This is a genomic window from Streptomyces sp. NPDC104096 (genome assembly GCF_055584385.1).
This window is the reverse complement of record NZ_JBVJMD010000009.1, coordinates 1-16,790: the sequence shown is the minus strand read 5'-3', so window position 1 is coordinate 16,790 and position 16,790 is coordinate 1. Positions and strand designations below refer to the sequence as shown.

General features: G+C 71.0%; 16 protein-coding genes. 6 read left to right on the top strand and 10 right to left on the bottom strand.

Translation table 11 applies throughout. The features are described from left to right. Positions 1 to 79: 79 nt before the first annotated feature. The 9 genes from ACZ60B_RS12475 to ACZ60B_RS12435 all read right to left on the bottom strand — a co-directional run bounded on the left by ACZ60B_RS12475 (position 80) and on the right by ACZ60B_RS12435 (position 9,771). Complete coding sequence (locus ACZ60B_RS12475; RefSeq protein WP_469386271.1) at positions 80 to 844, bottom strand: carbohydrate ABC transporter permease; 765 nt, start codon at positions 842 to 844, stop codon at positions 80 to 82. A 59-nt stretch (positions 845 to 903) separates the two neighbouring features. Beyond that, complete coding sequence (locus ACZ60B_RS12470) at positions 904 to 1,902, bottom strand: carbohydrate ABC transporter permease (RefSeq protein WP_469385977.1); 999 nt, start codon at positions 1,900 to 1,902, stop codon at positions 904 to 906. Between the two features lie 6 nt (positions 1,903 to 1,908). Then, the gene (locus ACZ60B_RS12465) at positions 1,909 to 3,201 is read right to left on the bottom strand and encodes an extracellular solute-binding protein (protein ID WP_469385976.1); all 1,293 of its coding nucleotides are present in this window, start codon (positions 3,199 to 3,201) and stop codon (positions 1,909 to 1,911) included. 176 nt (positions 3,202 to 3,377) lie between these two features. After that, the gene (locus tag ACZ60B_RS12460) at positions 3,378 to 4,913 is read right to left on the bottom strand and encodes a glycoside hydrolase family 43 protein (protein ID WP_469386269.1); all 1,536 of its coding nucleotides are present in this window, start codon (positions 4,911 to 4,913) and stop codon (positions 3,378 to 3,380) included. A gap of 124 nt (positions 4,914 to 5,037) precedes the next feature. After that, positions 5,038 to 5,709 (bottom strand): potassium-transporting ATPase subunit C, encoded by a 672-nt coding sequence (locus ACZ60B_RS12455; RefSeq protein WP_469385975.1) that lies wholly within the window; start codon positions 5,707 to 5,709, stop codon positions 5,038 to 5,040. A 24-nt stretch (positions 5,710 to 5,733) separates the two neighbouring features. Further along, a complete protein-coding gene (kdpB, locus tag ACZ60B_RS12450; RefSeq protein WP_469385974.1) occupies positions 5,734 to 7,857 on the bottom strand; it encodes a potassium-transporting ATPase subunit KdpB in 2,124 nt (707 codons plus the stop codon). Next, entirely contained in the window at positions 7,854 to 9,518 is a 1,665-nt protein-coding gene (gene kdpA, locus ACZ60B_RS12445) for a potassium-transporting ATPase subunit KdpA (RefSeq protein WP_469386267.1), read from the bottom strand. Before kdpA ends, kdpB begins: the two co-directional genes overlap by 4 nt. 32 nt (positions 9,519 to 9,550) lie before the next feature. Next, positions 9,551 to 9,640 (bottom strand): K(+)-transporting ATPase subunit F, encoded by a 90-nt coding sequence (gene kdpF, locus ACZ60B_RS12440; protein ID WP_469385973.1) that lies wholly within the window; start codon positions 9,638 to 9,640, stop codon positions 9,551 to 9,553. Continuing rightward, entirely contained in the window at positions 9,637 to 9,771 is a 135-nt protein-coding gene (locus ACZ60B_RS12435) for a hypothetical protein (protein WP_469385972.1), read from the bottom strand. Before ACZ60B_RS12435 ends, kdpF begins: the two co-directional genes overlap by 4 nt. A 411-nt stretch (positions 9,772 to 10,182) precedes the next feature. On the opposite strand from ACZ60B_RS12435, the gene ACZ60B_RS12430 reads away from it, so the two are divergent. Both ACZ60B_RS12430 and ACZ60B_RS12425 read left to right on the top strand, forming a co-directional pair. Then, complete coding sequence (locus ACZ60B_RS12430; protein WP_469385971.1) at positions 10,183 to 12,138, top strand: APC family permease; 1,956 nt, start codon at positions 10,183 to 10,185, stop codon at positions 12,136 to 12,138. A 70-nt stretch (positions 12,139 to 12,208) separates the two neighbouring features. Beyond that, positions 12,209 to 12,604 (top strand): TOBE domain-containing protein, encoded by a 396-nt coding sequence (locus tag ACZ60B_RS12425; RefSeq protein WP_469385970.1) that lies wholly within the window; start codon positions 12,209 to 12,211, stop codon positions 12,602 to 12,604. Between the two features lie 70 nt (positions 12,605 to 12,674). On the opposite strand, the gene ACZ60B_RS12420 is transcribed toward ACZ60B_RS12425, so the two are convergent. Continuing rightward, the gene (locus ACZ60B_RS12420) at positions 12,675 to 13,163 is read right to left on the bottom strand and encodes a molybdopterin-dependent oxidoreductase (RefSeq protein ID WP_469385969.1); all 489 of its coding nucleotides are present in this window, start codon (positions 13,161 to 13,163) and stop codon (positions 12,675 to 12,677) included. Between the two features lie 212 nt (positions 13,164 to 13,375). Between ACZ60B_RS12420 and modA the strand changes: the two genes are divergently transcribed. The 4 genes from modA (at position 13,376) to ACZ60B_RS12400 (ending at position 16,750) form a co-directional block, all read left to right on the top strand. Further along, positions 13,376 to 14,212 carry a molybdate ABC transporter substrate-binding protein gene (gene modA, locus ACZ60B_RS12415; RefSeq protein WP_469385968.1) on the top strand — a complete coding sequence of 279 codons (837 nt, stop codon included), beginning with the start codon at positions 13,376 to 13,378 and terminating at the stop codon, positions 14,210 to 14,212. Next, positions 14,209 to 15,066: an ABC transporter permease gene (locus tag ACZ60B_RS12410; protein ID WP_469385967.1), complete on the top strand. Its 858-nt coding sequence runs from the start codon at positions 14,209 to 14,211 to the stop codon at positions 15,064 to 15,066. The genes modA and ACZ60B_RS12410 overlap by 4 nt, the downstream gene beginning before the upstream one ends. A gap of 97 nt (positions 15,067 to 15,163) precedes the next feature. Continuing rightward, on the top strand, positions 15,164 to 16,255 hold the full coding sequence (locus ACZ60B_RS12405; RefSeq protein WP_469385966.1) for an ABC transporter ATP-binding protein: 1,092 nt from the start codon (positions 15,164 to 15,166) through the stop codon (positions 16,253 to 16,255). A gap of 75 nt (positions 16,256 to 16,330) precedes the next feature. Further along, on the top strand, positions 16,331 to 16,750 hold the full coding sequence (locus ACZ60B_RS12400; protein ID WP_469385965.1) for a TOBE domain-containing protein: 420 nt from the start codon (positions 16,331 to 16,333) through the stop codon (positions 16,748 to 16,750). Positions 16,751 to 16,790: the final 40 nt, after the last annotated feature.

Sequence of the window (16,790 nt, the reverse complement as noted above, 5' to 3'; positions counted from 1 at the left end):
CGGTCGGGGACGGGGTCCCCTGGCCCGGCCGGAGCCGGGAGCCGGGGGGCCGGGTGAGCCGTACGTCCGCGGGCGCGGGTCATCCCTTCGTCGCGCCGGCGGTGAGGCCGCCGACGAGCTGGCGCTCGGCGACGGAGTAGAAGGCCAGGGCGGGCACCATCGCCAGGACGAGGTAGGCGAAGACGCGGGCGTACTCCGCCGAGTACTGGCCCTGGAACTGCTGCACGCCGATGGGCAGGGTCCACCAGGTGCCGTCGGTGAACACCAGCAGCGGTAGGAAGAAGTTGTTCCAGCTGGTGACCACGGCGAGGACCGAGACCGTGCCCAGCGCCGGCCGCGCCATGGGCAGCAGGATCCGCCAGAAGAAGCCGAAGGGGCTGCATCCGTCGAGGGTGGCCGCCTCCTCCAGCTCGCCGGGGATCTGCCGGAAGAAGCCGCGCAGGATGATGATCGTCATCGGCAGTCCGTAGGCGGCCTGCGGCAGGATCACCCCGAGCGGGTTGTCCAGCAGGTCCATCGAGCGCAGCAGCAGGAACAGCGGCAGGGCCGCCACCGCGAAGGGGAACATCAGCCCCAGGGTGAACAGGGTGAACAGCATCTCCCGCCCGCGGAAGGCGAACCGGGCGAAGGAGAAGGCCGCGAGCGCGGACACCGCGACCACCAGCACGGTCGTCGCCACCGCGATCAGTGTGCTGTTGCCGAGCAGCCGCCAGAAGTCGCCGGAGCGCAGGATGTCGGTGTAGTTCCCGGTCCGCCACCGGTCGGGCAGCCCGAACGGGTTGCGGGAGAGCTCGTCGGTGGACTTGAAGCCGGACAGGGCGGCGTACACCATGGGTACGACCATGACCGCGCCGACGAGCAGGAGGACCAGGTGCAGCGGCAGGGTGCGCAGGGTCTTGCGGGTCACTTGCCGTTCCCCCTCATCGTCGTGGTGGCGCCCTCCAGGTCGCGACGGAGCACGAACCGCTGGTAGGCGAGGGCGAAGACGAGGCAGATGCCGAACATGACCACGCTGATCGCGCTGGCGTAGCCGACCTGGTAGCGCTTGAAGCCGTACTGGAACATGGTCACGGCCATCGTCTCGGAGTGGTGGTCGGGGCCGCCCTGGGTGACCACCCACACGAGGTCGAACAGCTGGATCGCCCCGATGACGGACAGGAAGACGCTGATGCGCAGGGTGGGGGCCAGCAGCGGCAGGGTGACGTTGCGGAAGCGCTGCCAGGGCCCGGCGCCGTCGATCAGCGCCGCCTCGGTCAACTCGGCCGGGACGGCCTGGAGTCCGGCCAGGCAGAGCATCATGTGGAAGCCGAAGTACTTCCAGGTCATGACCAGGAAGAGGGTGGCCAGGACCCAGGAGGGGTCGGCGAACCACTCGCCGCCCAGACCGTCGAGGCCGACGGCGCCCAGGACGTGGTCGGCGAGTCCGTCGGACGGCGCGAAGATCATGCTGAACAGCACGCCGGTGATGGCCTCGGACAGGACGTAGGGCGCGAAGAACAGCATCCGGTAGACGGCCCGGCCGCGCAGCCGCTGGTTGAGCAGCACCGCCATGGCGAGGGCGAAGGGCAACTGGACGAGCAGCGACAGGCCTACCAGGAGCAGGCAGCGCCACAGGTCGCCCAGGAAGACCGGGTCCTCGAAGAGGCGGGTGAAGTTGTCCGTGCCCGCGTAGTCGGAGGGCATCCCGAAGCCGCCCCAGCGGAAGAAGGCGGCGTACAGCGCGAACAGCATCGGCAGCAGGACCAGGCCGATGAACAGCACCAGCGCGGGGAGCTGGAAGCCGACGGCGGTGAGCCAGTTCAGCAGGCGCCGCCGGGCCCGCCCCCGGGCCGCGGCCACGGCCGGGGGCGGGAGGGCGAGGTCCGGGCCCGACCGCCGGTCCGGAAGGAAGGTCGAGGTCATCGCGGGCTACTGCTCTTCCTTCGCGGTCTTCGTGACCGACTGCGTGACCTGCTCGGGGGACTTGGAGCCGGCGATCAGCGCGGCGACGCTGTCGTTGATCTCCTGGCCGACGGCGGGCGCGTAGGCCTGGTCGAGGTAGAGCTGGAAGCCGGTGGCGGACTTCAACTGCGCCTGTACTGCGGTGAGGTTGGGGTCGGTCAGGGCGCTCTCGGCGGCCGGGACCACCGGCAGGACGCCGGTCTTCTTGACCAGTTCCTGGTCGGTGGCCCGGGAGGCGAAGAACTTCAGGAAGTCGACGGCGGCCTGCGGGGCGCCCTTGCGCAGCGCGTGACCGCCGCCTCCGCCGAACACCTCGGTGATCGAGCCCTGACCGCCCTCGACCGCGGGGAACGGGAAGAACCCGAGGTCGGCGCCGAGGCCCTTGCCGGCGTCGGCCTCGACGACGGGGGCCCACTGGCCCATGAGCTCCATCGCCGCCTTGCCGTTGCCGACCGTGGCGGCCTGGCCGGTCGGGGTCGAGTAGGCGGCGCCGAGGAAGCCCTTCTGGAACGGCTGGAGGTCGACGAGTTCCTTCAGGTGCCCGCCCGCCTGCACGAACCCGGCCCCGGTGAAGTCCTTGTCGTCCGCGGCCTTGCGCAGCGCGTCGACGCCCGCGGTGCGCATCGCCAGGTACGCCCAGTAGTACATGCCGGGCCACTTCTCCTTGCCCGCGAGGGCGAGCGGGGTGACACCGGCGGACTTCAGCCTGCGCACGGCGTCGAGGAAGCCGCTCCAGGTGGTCGGGGGCGCGCTGAGGCCGGCCTGCTTGAACAGCGCCTTGTTGTACCAGAAGCCGATCATGCCGATGTCGAACGGGATGCCGTACGTCTTGTCGTCGATCAGGTACGGCTGCTTCGCGACCGGCAGCAGTCCGTCGGCCCAGGCCTTGGTGCTGTCGGTGAGGTCCTCGACGAGCCCCGCGCCGACCTGCTGCTCGAGGACCCCGCCGCCCCAGGTGTGGAAGATGTCCGGCAGCTTCCCGGAGGCGGTCAGCGCCGTCATCTTCGACTTGTAGGCGTCGTTCTCCAGCTGGACGATCTTTATCTTCACCCTGGGGTTCTGCGCCTCGAACTTCTTGGCGAGGCCTGCCCAGACGTCCTTGGTGGGCTGGGTCGTGGAGATGTTCCACCACTCGATCGTGGTCGTCCCCGACGACCCTCCGTCCGAGTCGCCGCCACAGCCGCTGAGTGCCGTCATGCCCAGACCGGCCGCGGCGGAGACCGCCAGGAAGCCGCGGCGGGACAGTGCCGGGTCGCCCATGATGCGCTCCTTGGGTACGGGACGGCTCGTCCTGTCCGTCCGAGGTTCCGAAAGTTTCGGAGCAGATCAGGAAACCTTCGTTGCTGCCGCACCCTAGAGACAGCCTCGGACGGGTGGCAACCCCTTGTACGCGGCGAATCCGCCGCCAACGCCCCCGGAGTGCGCCGCAGTTGGGATCAGCGCGGTACGGCGCCGGGGTCCGAGGGGCGCGGACCGTGGTCGAACCAGTCGTACGCAGCGCTGCCCTCGGTGACGTACATCCCGATCACCCGTCCGGTGAAGCCCCCGGCGACCTGCGTGGACAGATAGCGGCCGTCGAGTGCGGCGAGCCGCAGGACGCCTTCGGAACTCTCGGCGGAAAAAGCGATCGTGTCGGGACCGCCGGCCCTGACACCGGGTGCTTCCTCGCCGAGGGCCGTGACCGTGGGCGGCAGAACGCCGTCGGTGCGGGTCTCGACGGTCAGGGTGAGCGGTCCCGGCGGCACGGCGTGCCGTGCGACGCACTGCCGCAGCGGGCCGATCCTGGCGTGGACGCTCACCGTGCCGTCGTGCGCCTCCAGGTCGTAGTGGTGGGCCTCGTCCATGCGGACGGAGAGTCCGGCCCGCCCGCGGCCGGGGTCCAGCCGGACCGCCGTGCGGCTGTCGGGGTGCCGCTGCCTGCGGCCGACGAAGGTGTGCCCGGGGCGGTCCAGGCTGTCGCCGGTCGCGGTCAGCGTCAGCCAGCCCGGCCGCCGGGTCAGCGACCAGGAGCCGTCCGGCCTGGCGCGCGGGGAGATCCAGCAAGGCGCCAGGTCCGGGGCGTCGAAGTCGTCGCGCACCGGGTCCGGCGGGAGCGGGTGCCAGGCGGTGGGCGCCGGGTGCCGCCCGGCCACCGGCCCCACCCGCGGCCAGCCGTCCACCCACTCCACCGGCACCAGGAAGGTCTCCCGTCCGAGCACGTGGAACTCCGGGAAGAAACCCCCCGGCCGGGTGCCCAGCAGCACCATCCACCAGGTGCCGTCGGCCGCCTCGACCAGGTCGGCGTGGCCGGTGCACTGGACGGGCAGGTCCGTGCCGCGGTGGGTGAGCACCGGGTTGCCCGGCGCCGGTTCGAACGGCCCGCGCGGGGACCGGGCGCGGGCCACGCTGACGCTGTGGCCGAGGGCCGTGCCGCCCTCCGCCAGCAGCAGGTACCACCAGCCGCCGATCCGGTACAGGTGCGGCGCCTCCGGATCCCGCATCCCCGTCCCGGACCAGACGGGCAGCGGCCCTTCGAGCACCTTGCCGGTCACCGGGTCGATGCGGGCCACCCGGACCCCGGCCAGGGCGCACCAGCAGGAGCCGTCGTCGTCCCAGGCCAGGTCGGGATCGATGCCGGGCAGGTCGATCCGGACCGGATCGGACCACGGCCCCTCGGGCCGCTCGCTGTGCACCAGGAAGGTGCCCCCGCCGCCGACGAGGGTGGTGATGACGTGGAACCGGCCGTCGTGGTGCCGCAGGGTCGGGGCGTAGACGCCGGCGGAGGCGGGGGCGTCCGGCGGTATCGCCAACTGCTCCGGCCGGTCCAGCACGTTGCCGATCTGCCGCCAGTGCACCAGGTCGCGGCTGTGGAAGAGCGGGACGCCCGGCACGTACTCGAAGCTGGAACAGACCAGATAGAAGTCCGCCCCGACCCGGCAGACGCTCGGGTCGGGGTGGAAGCCGGGGATCACGGGATTGTCGTACGTCCGGATCGCCATGCGCGTCAGCTCCTTCGCGGGAAGCCGTCCGAAACTTTCGGCTTCATCGACGAACATTACGGAGCGGACTGTAGGGCGGCGGCGGGAGGCGGGCAAGGCGTCCCGCCGCCGCTGTGAGTCATCGGCTCTCGGCCACCAGCGCCTCGAGGGCGATGTTGAGTTCGAGGACGTTCACTCGGGGCTCCCCGATGAAGCCGAGGGTGCGCCCTTCGGTGTGGTCCCCCACCAGCCTCTCCACCCGGGAGACCGGAAGGCCGTTGCGCTCGGCGACCCGGTTGACCTGGAGCCGCGCGTACTGCGGGCTGATGTCCGGGTCGAGGCCGGAGCCGGAGGACGTCACCGCGTCGGCGGGCACCTCGGACGCCCGGACCTCGTGGCCGGCGGTCGAATTGTCCTTGATGACGGCGGCCTTGGCGTCCTCGACCTGCTCGACGAGGACCTTGTTGTCGGCGGCGAGGTTGGTGGCGCCGGACAGCAGCAGTTTGTACCGCGTGTTCACGCTGTTGCTGCCGAGGCCGTTCGCCGGCCGGCCCTGGAACCATTTCAGGTCCGGGGCAGGGGTCTCCTGCCCCTTCTTCAGCGGCAGGTCGTACGACTGGCCGATCAGGGAGGAGCCGACGACCTTGCCGTCCGCCTTGATCTCCGAGCCGTTCGCCTGGTCGCCGAACAGGGACTGGGCGACACCGGTGATCGCGAGCGGGTAGAGGACGCCGGTCACCAGGGTCAGCACGAGGAGGGCGCGCAGGCCTGCCCCCAGCAACCGGGCTGTGTTCGTCACGGAATTGTTCATGGTGATCAGCACGCCTTCGAAAGGTTACAGCCCGGGGACGAGGGAGATGAGCAGGTCGATGAGTTTGATGCCGATGAAGGGGGCGATCAGGCCGCCGAGGCCGTAGATCCCCAGGTTGCGCCGGAGCATCTTGTCGGCGCTCATCGGCCGGTAGCGCACGCCCTTGAGGGAGAGCGGCACCAGAGCGATGATGATCAGCGCGTTGAAGATCACGGCGGAGAGGATCGCGGAGTCGGGCGACGACAGCGCCATGATGTTCAGCTTGTCCAGGCCCGGGTAGACCGCCGCGAACAGCGCCGGGATGATCGCGAAGTACTTCGCGACGTCGTTGGCTATGGAGAACGTGGTCAGCGCGCCGCGCGTGATCAGCAACTGCTTGCCGATCTCCACGATCTCGATCAGCTTGGTCGGGTCGGAGTCGAGGTCGACCATGTTGCCGGCCTCCTTGGCGGCCGACGTACCGGTGTTCATCGCCACGCCGACGTCCGCCTGGGCCAGCGCCGGGGCGTCGTTGGTGCCGTCGCCGGTCATCGCGACGAGCCTGCCGCCCGCCTGCTCCCGCTTGATGAGGGCCATCTTGTCCTCGGGAGTGGCCTCGGCGAGGAAGTCGTCGACTCCCGCCTCCTCGGCGATCGCCTTCGCGGTCAGCGGGTTGTCACCCGTGATCATGACCGTCCTGATGCCCATGCGGCGCAGTTCCCCGAACCGCTCCCGCATTCCGTCCTTGACGACGTCCTTCAGGTGGATGACGCCGAGAACCCGGGCTCCGCGCGCGTCGGACACGGCGACCAGCAGCGGGGTGCCGCCCGCCGCGGAGATTCCGGCGGCGATCCCGCCGGCGTCCCCGGCGATCTCGCCGCCCTGCTCCCCGACCCAGGCGAGGACCGAGGCGGTGGCGCCCTTGCGGATCCGGCGCCCCCCGACGTCCACGCCGGACATCCGCGTCTGCGCGGTGAACGCGATCCACTCGGCGCCCGCCAGTTCGCCCCGCTGCCGCTCGCGCAGCCCGTACCTCTCCTTGGCCAGGACGACGACGGAGCGGCCCTCGGGCGTCTCGTCGGCCAGCGAGGAGAGCTGGGCGGCGTCGGCGAGCTCGGCCTCGGTGGTGCCGGACACCGGCACGAACTCGGCCGCCCGGCGGTTGCCCAGCGTGATGGTGCCGGTCTTGTCCAGCAGCAGCGTGGAGACGTCGCCGGCCGCCTCGACCGCACGGCCCGACATGGCCAGGACGTTGCGCTGCACCAGCCGGTCCATGCCCGCGATGCCGATCGCGGACAGCAGCGCGCCGATCGTGGTCGGGATCAGACAGACCAGCAGGGCCACCAGCACGACCATCGTGAGGTGCGTGCCCGCGTGGTCCGCGAACGGCGGCAGCGTGGCACAGGCCAGCAGGAACACGATCGTCAGCGAGGCCAGCAGGATGTTCAGCGCGATCTCGTTCGGGGTCTTCTGCCGGGCCGCGCCCTCGACGAGAGCGATCATCCGGTCGATGAAGGTCTCGCCGGGCTTCGTCGTGATCCTGACGACGATCCGGTCGGACAGCACTTTGGTGCCGCCGGTGACGGCCGACCGGTCGCCGCCGGACTCCCGGATGACCGGAGCCGACTCACCGGTGATCGCCGACTCGTCCACCGAGGCGACGCCCTCGACGACGTCACCGTCGCCGGGGATGATGTCGCCCGCCTCGCAGACCACCAGGTCGCCGACCCGCAGCCCGGTGCCGGGCACCCGCTCCTGCGTGGAGCCGACGATCCGGCGGGCCACCGTGTCCGTCTTGGCCTTGCGCAGGGTGTCGGCCTGCGCCTTGCCGCGGCCCTCGGCGACGGCCTCGGCCAGGTTGGCGAAGACGACGGTCAGCCACAGCCAGGCGCTGATCGTCCAGCCGAACCAGTCCCCCGGGTGCTGGAAGGAGAACACGGTGGTGAGCACCGACCCGATCCACACCACGAACATGACGGGCGACCTGACCATCACCCGCGGGTCGAGCTTGCGCAGCGCCTCCGGCACGGACCTGATCAGCTGCTCGGGGTCGAAGAGACCCGCTCCGACGCGGCTCTCCGCGGGCTTGTGCCCGGTCGGTGCGTCCTGATGGGGCGCAAGGGTGGGAGTGGACATCGCGTCCTCGTGGTCTTCCGTTCGGGTGGTCATGACGCCAGTCCCTCGGCCAGCGGGCCCAGAGCGAGGGCCGGGAAGTAGGTCAGACCGGTGATGATCAGGACCGCGCCCACCAGCAGACCGGTGAACAGCGGCTTCTCGGTGCGCAGGGTGCCCGCGGTCACCGGGACGGGCTTCTGCCCCGCGAGCGAGCCGGCCAGCGCCAGCACGAACACCATCGGCAGGAAGCGGCCGAGCAGCATCGCGAGCCCGGTCATGGTGTTGAACCAGTCGGTGTTCGCGTTCAGGCCGGCGAACGCCGAGCCGTTGTTGTTGGCCGCCGAGGTGAAGGCGTAGAGGACCTCGGAGAACCCGTGCGCTCCGGGGTTGAGCATCGAGTGCGGCGGGGTCGGCAGCGCCATGGAGGCCGCCGTGAACACCAGCACCAGCGCCGGGGTGATGAGGATGTAGCAGGCGGCGAGCTTCATCTCCCGGCCGCCGATCTTCCTGCCCAGGTACTCGGGCGTGCGGCCGACCATCAGACCGGCGATGAACACCGCGATGACCGCCATGATCAGCATGCCGTAGAGACCGGAACCGGTGCCGCCGGGCGCGATCTCGCCCAACTGCATGCCCAGCATCGTGACACCGCCGCCGAGGCCGGTGAACGACGAGTGGAAGGAGTCCACCGCGCCCGTCGACGTCAGTGTCGTCGCCACCGCGAAGATGGACGAGGCGCCGACACCGAAACGGGTCTCCTTGCCCTCCATCGCCCCGCCCGCGATCTCGAGAGCCGGACCGTGGTGGTGGAACTCGGTCGCCATCATCAGCGCGGTGAAGCCGATCCAGATGGTGGCCATCGTGGCGAGGATCGCGTGCCCCTGCCTCACCGAGCCGACCATCACGCCGAACGTGCGGGTGAGCGCGAAGGGAATCAGCAGGATCAGGAAGATCTCGAACAGGTTGGTGAACGGGGTCGGGTTCTCGAAGGGGTGGGCGCTGTTGGCGTTGAAGTAGCCGCCGCCGTTGGTGCCCAGCTCCTTGATGGCCTCCTGCGAGGCGACCGCGCCGCCGTTCCACTGCTGCGAGCCGCCCATGAACTGGCCGACCTCGTGGATGCCGGAGAAGTTCTGGATCGCCCCGCAGGCGACCAGGATCACCGCGGCGACGACGGAGATCGGCACCAGGACGCGCAGGGTGCCGCGCACCAGGTCGGCCCAGAAGTTGCCGAGTTCACCCGTACGGGAGCGGGCGAATCCCCGGACGAGGGCCACGGCGACGGCGATGCCGACGGCCGCGGAGACGAAGTTCTGCACGGCCAGACCGGCGGTCTGCACGACATGGCCCATGGTCTGTTCGCCGTAGTACGACTGCCAGTTGGTATTCGTCACGAACGACGCGGCCGTGTTGAACGACTGCGCCGGATCGACCGACGAGAAGGCCGGCGAGCCGGGCAGGACGCCCTGGAGCCGCTGCAACAGGTACAGGAAGAGCACACCGACCGCGGAGAAGGCGAGGACCCCGCGGAGGTAGGCGGGCCAGCGCATCTGTGTGTCGGGGTCGGCGCCGATGCCCTTGTAGATCCACTTCTCGACCCGCCAGTGGCGGTCGGAGGTGTAGACCCGGGCCATGTAGGTGCCGAGGGGTACGTAGGCGAGTGCCAGCGCCGCCACCAGGGCGAGCATCTGGAGCGCTCCGGCGGGTACGGGACCCATCGCGGCCGCCGCGGCCACAGCTGATGTCACGGTCAGAACCTCTCCGGGAAGACCAGCGCGACGACGAGATAGCCCAGCAGGGCGACGGCCACGATCAGGCCGACGATGTTCTCGGCGGTCACAGCCTGGTCACCCCCTTGGCGACGAGGGCGACCGAGACGAAGACCGCGATCGTGATGACGACGAAGGCCAGATCGGCCATCGTGAGCTCCTGGAGTGAGGTGCGTCGGGCAGGGACGGTTCGAGGAAACATCGCGAATGACCGGATGCGACCGCCGTTGACGGGTCCCTGATGGAACGCAGCACGCCTTTGACGGGTCCCTTACGCCGCGCAGGACACCAGCAGGCCACGAGCTCTCGGACGGCCCCTCGGAGGACTCACCCCGCCCCCCGCGCCCCCTGCGGGCACATCGCCCGGGGTGTACCTCGACGGTCACCGTCCGTTTCCTTCCCCGGACGGCCCGAGCGGCCCCCGGCCCGGCCCGGCCCGTCGTACGGACGTCTCCGTGGTGCGAGCCCCTGCTCACCCGGTCAGTCTTAACGGAGAATTGACGCCCGCCGCCCCGAGATCCGTGGGCCCTGGCGTCACGCTCTGCATACGCTGGTGCGGCCGTCCGCGTGATGGCCGACACCACACGCCGGGCCGCACCCCAGGAGCACACCCATGGCCACGACCGAACACCCGCCTCCCAGTCGCCTGCGCGCCTGGATGCTGGAGGGCCTGTCCGACATGGGCAGGAGCGGCGGCCACCAGGGTCCCCACGCCCAGCCGGAGCCCTCGCACAAGGGCCAGCGCTGGTGGCGCGTGATGTGCCTGACCGGTGTCGACTACTTCTCGACCCTCGGCTACCAGCCCGGCATCGCCGCCCTCGCGGCCGGTCTGCTGTCACCCGTCGCGACCATCGTGCTGGTGATCGTCACCCTGGCGGGCGCCCTTCCCGTGTACCGGCGGGTGGCCGAGGAGAGCCCACGCGGCGAGGGTTCGATCGCCATGCTGGAGCGGCTGCTGTCGTTCTGGCAGGGCAAGCTCTTCGTGCTGACCCTGCTCGGGTTCGCGGCCACCGACTTCCTGATCACGATCACCCTGTCCGCGGCGGACGCCTCCACCCACCTGGTCGAGAATCCGCACCTGAACAGCGCCCTGCACGACAAGCAGCTGGTGATCACCCTGTTCCTGCTGGCGCTGCTCGGCGCGGTGTTCCTCAAGGGCTTCCTGGAGGCGATCGGCGTCGCCGTCGTCCTGGTGGGCATCTACCTCTCCCTGAACGTCGTCGTCGTGGTCAGCGGCCTCTACCACCTGGCCACCGCCGGACACGTGGTCACCGACTGGACCACCGCCCTGACCGCCGAGCACGGCAACGTCTTCGCCATGGTCGGCGTGGCCCTGCTGGTGTTCCCCAAGCTCGCGCTCGGCCTCTCCGGCTTCGAGACCGGCGTGGCCGTGATGCCGCACGTCAAGGGCGACCCGGACGACACGGAGGAGCAGCCGACCGGCCGGATCCGGGACACCAAGAAGCTGCTCACCACCGCCGCCCTGATCATGAGCTGCTTCCTGATCTGCACCAGCTTCATCACCACCCTGCTGATCCCGGAGAAGGAGTTCCAGCCGGGCGGCCAGGCCAACGGACGTGCCCTGGCGTATCTCGCGCACGAGTACCTGGGCAACGCCTTCGGCACGGTCTACGACGCCTCGACCATCTGCATCCTGTGGTTCGCCGGCGCCTCCGCCATGGCCGGCCTGCTGAACCTGATGCCGCGCTACCTGCCCCGCTACGGCATGGCTCCGCACTGGGCCCGCGCGGTGCGCCCCATGGTCATCGTCTTCACCCTGATCGGCTTCCTGGTCACCTGGATCTTCGACGCCGACGTCGACGCCCAGGGCGGCGCGTACGCCACCGGCGTGCTGGTGCTCATCAGTTCCGCGGCGATCGCCGTGACCATCGCCGCGCGCAAGGCGGGCCAGCGCAACTGGACCATCGGGTTCGCGGTCATCTCGACGGTGTTCCTCTACACGACGGTCGTCAACGTCATCGAGCGTCCGGACGGCGTCAAGATCGGTGCCTGCTTCATCGTCGGCATCATCCTCGTCTCGCTGCTGTCCCGGCTGGCGCGCGCCTTCGAACTGCGCGTGACCAGCGTGACGCTGGACGACATGGCGGACCGCTTCGTCAGGGACATGGCCAGCCGGAAGATCCGGTTCATCGCCAACGAGCCCGACCGACGGGACAAGGCCGAGTACCGCGAGAAGATCGAGCAGATCCTCCAGGACAACGACATCCCGATCCAGGAGGACTTCGTCTTCGTCGAGGTCACGGTCACGGACCCGTCCGAGTTCGAGGCGGGCCTGAACGTCCGCGGCGAGGTGCTGCACAACCGCTACCGCGTGCTGACCCTGGAGTCCGCCTCCATCCCCAACGCACTGGCCGCGCTGCTGCTGCACGTGCGGGACGCCACCGGACGCACCCCGCACATCTACTTCGAGTGGACCGAGGGCAACCCGTTCGCCAACTTCCTGCGCTTCTTCCTCTTCGGCCAGGGCGAGGTCGCCCCGGTCACCCGTGAGGTGCTGCGCGAGGCGGAACCGGACCGCGAACGACGCCCCCGGGTCCACACCGGCTGAGCCGAGCGCGTCGTACCCGTCGGCCGACCCCATGTCACCGGGGCGTGTTCCCGGCCCTATCGTGACGCGTATGCAGTCCTACACAATCGGCCAGGCGGCACGGCTGCTCGGCGTGAGTCCCGACACCGCCCGGCGCTGGGCGGACGCGGGCCGGGTGACCACCCACCGCGACGACAGCGGCCGCCGGCTCATCGACGGGAAGGACCTCGCCGCGTTCTCCGTCGAGCTGGCCCGGCCCGGCAGCGGCGAGGAGGACACCCCGTACACCTCGGTCCGCAACGCCTTCCCCGGCATCGTCACCGCGATCAAGCTCGGCGATGTCGCGGCCCAGGTCGAGATCCAGGCGGGCCCGCACCGCCTGGTCTCCCTGCTCACCCGCGAGGCCGTGGAGGAACTGGGCCTGGAGGTCGGGATGGAGGCCACCGCCCGGGTGAAGTCGACGAACGTGCACATCGACCGGGTCTGAGCGGGCGGTCGACCGGGTCCGAGCGGGCGGCGACCGCACCGGTCGTCCGTGGACGGTGCCGGCGTGCGGTTCACGGAGCCGCCGCCGACCCGGGGCCGGGTGCGGCGGCCATCGGCTGCCGCCAGTCGTAGCCCCCGTCGACGCGTATCGCGCTGATGCCGCTGATGTGCCGGGCCCCGCAGCGGTCCTGCGGCAGGACGAGCTGGGGTCCGGCGCCGTCGAGGGCGTCGTCGTCGATGCTCACCGCGAGCAGCACGGGCGCGTGGGCGAAGTCGGGGTCGATCTCGGCCCAGGACAACAGGGCGTGGTGGCCGTCGGAACCGGTGACGGCGATCAGGAAGCGCAGCCGGTCCTTGCGCCGGACCGGGTCGAATCCGGGACCGGCGTCGGACAGCACGTCGTACAGGCGCGGGCCGCTGAACCGGTGGTACTGCGTACCGCTGGTGGAGCACTCGAAGCGGACCCGGACCCGGTGCTGGGGCCAGCCGAGCAGATCCGGCACGGTCAGACGGGCCGGGCGGGCGAGGTCGCCGGTCAGGGAGAGTTCCGCGAGCGTCACGTGCCACCACCTCCCGCTTGACGGTACCCGGCGAAGGGCACAGCGGAAACGCACATGCCCACCACAACCCGGCATCGCAATAGATCATGCGATGCAACAGGAGACTTACGGCTCGCATATGCGGCAGTATCATCATCGCGGCACGGTCCGAAGGAGGCCGTGGAGGGGCCCACCGGACCCTGCCGTGAAGCAGCCAAGGGAGTAGACCCGTGATGACCCGTCCCGCACGCCGGCTCCGCCGGACCCACCGGACCTTGCAGACGGCCGGTGCGGGCGTTGCCGCGCTGCTGGCACTGAGCGCCTGCTCCTCCTCCGGTTCGGACTCCGACTCGGCCGCCAAGTCCCACTCCTCCACGTCGGCGTCCCCGAAGCTCTCCGGCACGGTGACCGTCTTCGCGGCCGCCTCGCTGAAGGAGAGCTTCACGGCCCTGGGCGAGCAGTTCGAGAAGGAGCACCCGGGTACGAAGGTCACCTTCAGCTTCGGCGGCAGCGACACCCTCGCGGCGAGCATCACCGGCGGCGCCCCCGCCGACGTGTTCGCCGCCGCCAGCCCCAAGACCATGGCGATCGTCACGGACAAGAAGGACGCGGCCACCACGCCCGCCACCTTCGTCCGCAACCAGCTGGAGATCGCGACCCTGCCGGGCAACCCCGACAAGATCGCTTCCCTGAAGGACCTCACCGAGTCCGGCCTGAAGGTCGTCCTGTGCGACAGGACGGTGCCGTGCGGCGCCGCCGCCCAGAAGGCCCTCGACTCCGCCGAGCTCAAGCTCACCCCGGTCTCCTACGAGCAGGACGTCAAGAGCGCCCTGACCAAGGTCGAGCTGAAGGAGGCCGACGCGGCGGTCGTCTACAAGACCGATGTGCACGCCGCGGGTGACAAGGTGGAGGGCGTGGAGTTCCCCGAGTCCGCCGGCGCCGTCAACGACTACCCGATCGCCCTGCTCAAGGACGCCCCCAACGCCGAGGCCGGCAAGGCGTTCATCGCGCTGGTGCAGTCCGCCGAGGGTCGGCGGGTCCTGACCCAGGCCGGGTTCCTGGAGCCGTGATCCCCACCGACGAGGCCGCCGCCGCGGACGACACCCGCCAGGGACGTCCGCGGCGCGGCCGTGTCCGCAACGGGAACCGGGGCATCCCCCTGCCCCTGCTGCTGCCCGCTCTGCTCGGCCTCGCGTTCCTGCTCGTTCCGCTGGTCGCCCTGATCGTCCGGGCGCCCTGGAGCGACATGCCGGGGCAACTGACCGGCCCGGAGGTCTGGCAGGCCCTCCAGCTGTCCCTGCTGTGCGCCACGGCGGCGACCGCGGCGAGTCTCGTCGTGGGCGTCCCGCTGGCCTGGGTACTGGCCCGTACGGACTTTCCCGGCCGGGGCCTCGTACGGGCCCTGGTCACCCTGCCGCTCGTGCTGCCCCCGGTCGTCGGCGGTGTCGCGCTGCTGCTCGCGCTCGGCCGCAACGGGGTCGTCGGACAGTGGCTGGACGCCTGGTTCGGCATCACCCTGCCGTTCACCACGGCGGGCGTCGTCGTCGCGGAGACGTTCGTGGCGATGCCGTTCCTCGTGATCAGCGTGGAGGGCACCCTGCGGGCCGCCGACCCCCGCTACGAGGAGGCGGCCACCACGCTGGGCGCGTCCCGTTTCACCGCGTTCCGCCGGGTCACCCTGCCGCTGATCGCCCCGGGCATCGCGGCGGGCGCCGTGCTCGCCTGGGCCCGCGCCCTCGGCGAGTTCGGTGCGACGATCACCTTCGCGGGCAACTTCCCCGGCCGCACCCAGACCATGCCGCTCGCGGTCTACCTGGCGCTCCAGAGCGACCCGGAGGCGGCGATCGCCCTGAGCCTGGTGCTGCTGGCCGTGTCGATCGCGGTGCTGGCGGGTCTGCGGGACCGTTGGATCACCACGTCATGACACGGCGGCCCCGCCCCGCACCATCCCGCCCCTGCGCCCGCCTCTGCCCCTGCCCCTGCCCCTGCCCCTGCCCCCGACTCTGCCGGACGATTGCCTCATGACCGACCTCGACGCCGACCGGGTCCACCCCTCCCCCGTGGGCACGCACGGCCAGGGCCTCGACGCCCGTCTCGTCGTGGACCGCGGCACGTTCCGCCTGGACGTCGCGCTGACGGCCGCGCCCGGTGACGTCGTCGCCCTGCTCGGCCCCAACGGCGCGGGCAAGACCACGGCCCTGCGCGTACTCGCCGGACTCGTCCCGCCCTCCGGCGGCCATCTGCGCCTCGACGGCGTCCCGCTGGACGGCACGCCCCCCGAGTCCCGCCCGGTCGGCGTGGTCTTCCAGGACTATCTGCTCTTCCCCCACCTGACGGCCCTGGACAACGTGGCCTTCGGCCCGCGCTGCCGGGGCAGCTCCAAGGCGCAGGCCCGCGCCCTGGCCGCGCAGTGGCTGGACCGCATGGGTCTGGCCGACCACGCCGGCGCCAAGCCCCGCCGTCTCTCCGGCGGTCAGGCCCAACGGGTCGCCCTGGCCCGCGCGCTGGCCACCCGCCCGCGCCTGCTGCTCCTGGACGAACCCCTCGCCGCCCTGGACGCCCGTACCAGGCTGGAGGTACGGAGTCGGCTGCGCCGCCATCTGGCCGAGTTCGAGGCCGTCGCCGTGCTGGTCACCCACGATCCGCTCGACGCCATGGTGCTCGCCGACCGGCTGGTCGTCGTCGAGCACGGGCGCGTCGTCCAGGAGGGCGCCCCAACCGACATCGCCCGTCACCCGCGTACCGACTACGTCGCGCAACTGGTCGGCCTGAACCTCCACCGGGGGCGGTCCGACGGGCACACGGTCCGCCTCGACGCGGGCCCCGCCGTCACCACCACCGAGTCCCTGTCGGGCGAGGTCTTCGTGGCGTTCCCGCCGAACGCGGTCACCCTGTACCGGGACCGTCCCACCGGCTCCAGCGCCCGCAATCTGTGGCGCTGCGAGGTCGCGGGCCTGGAGACCCACGGCGACCGGATCCGGGCCGACCTCACCGGCGAACTCGCCATCGCCGCGGACCTCACCACGGTCGCCGCGGCCGAGCTCGATCTGCATCCGGGCGCATCGGTCTGGGCGACGGTGAAGGCGACGCAGACGCACGCGTACCCGGCCTGACGGCCCGACCTGGTTACGGTGGGGCCACCCGAGGCCCAGCGCCCGACGAACCCCACCGTCTGCGAGGCATCCCCCATGAGCCTGAGCATCCGCAACCAGCTTCCCGGCACCGTCACCGCCGTCACCCCGGGCGAGGTCATGGCGACGGTGAGGGTCCGGCTGGCCGGAGGCCAGGACCTCACCGCGGCGATCACCCGGGAGGCCGTCGAGGAGCTCGGCCTGACGACGGGCGCCGCGGTGCACGCCCTGGTGAAGTCCACCGAGGTCGCCCTCGCCACCGGGCCGGTCGAGGGCCTCTCCATCCGCAACCGGCTGCCCGGCACGGTGCGGGACGTCGCCGCCGGCGGCGCCATGGCCACCGTCAAGGTCGCCGTCGACGGTGCCGTGCTGACCGCGGCGATCACCCGGGACTCCGCGGCCGATCTCGGCCTGTCGGCGGGGTCGGCCGTCACCGTGCTGATCAAGTCGACCGAGGTGTCCCTCGCGTCCGTGTGACGCACCAGGGGGCTCCGCCCCCGGCCGCGTCGGCCGGGGG

Bases quoted from the DNA above. Each gene is read 5' to 3' on its own strand.
- ACZ60B_RS12475 (WP_469386271.1), bottom strand. From the start codon at position 844: ATGGTCGTACCCATGGTGTACGCCGCCCTGTCCGGCTTCAAGTCCACC.
- ACZ60B_RS12470 (WP_469385977.1), bottom strand. From the start codon at position 1,902: ATGACCTCGACCTTCCTTCCGGACCGGCGGTCGGGCCCGGACCTCGCC.
- ACZ60B_RS12465 (WP_469385976.1), bottom strand. From the start codon at position 3,201: ATGGGCGACCCGGCACTGTCCCGCCGCGGCTTCCTGGCGGTCTCCGCC.
- ACZ60B_RS12455 (WP_469385975.1), bottom strand. From the start codon at position 5,709: ATGAACAATTCCGTGACGAACACAGCCCGGTTGCTGGGGGCAGGCCTG.
- kdpB (WP_469385974.1), bottom strand. From the start codon at position 7,857: ATGACCACCCGAACGGAAGACCACGAGGACGCGATGTCCACTCCCACC.
- kdpA (WP_469386267.1), bottom strand. From the start codon at position 9,518: ATGGGTCCCGTACCCGCCGGAGCGCTCCAGATGCTCGCCCTGGTGGCG.
- ACZ60B_RS12435 (WP_469385972.1), bottom strand. From the start codon at position 9,771: ATGTTTCCTCGAACCGTCCCTGCCCGACGCACCTCACTCCAGGAGCTC.
- ACZ60B_RS12430 (WP_469385971.1), top strand. From the start codon at position 10,183: ATGGCCACGACCGAACACCCGCCTCCCAGTCGCCTGCGCGCCTGGATG.
- ACZ60B_RS12425 (WP_469385970.1), top strand. From the start codon at position 12,209: ATGCAGTCCTACACAATCGGCCAGGCGGCACGGCTGCTCGGCGTGAGT.
- modA (WP_469385968.1), top strand. From the start codon at position 13,376: ATGACCCGTCCCGCACGCCGGCTCCGCCGGACCCACCGGACCTTGCAG.
- ACZ60B_RS12405 (WP_469385966.1), top strand. From the start codon at position 15,164: ATGACCGACCTCGACGCCGACCGGGTCCACCCCTCCCCCGTGGGCACG.
- ACZ60B_RS12400 (WP_469385965.1), top strand. From the start codon at position 16,331: ATGAGCCTGAGCATCCGCAACCAGCTTCCCGGCACCGTCACCGCCGTC.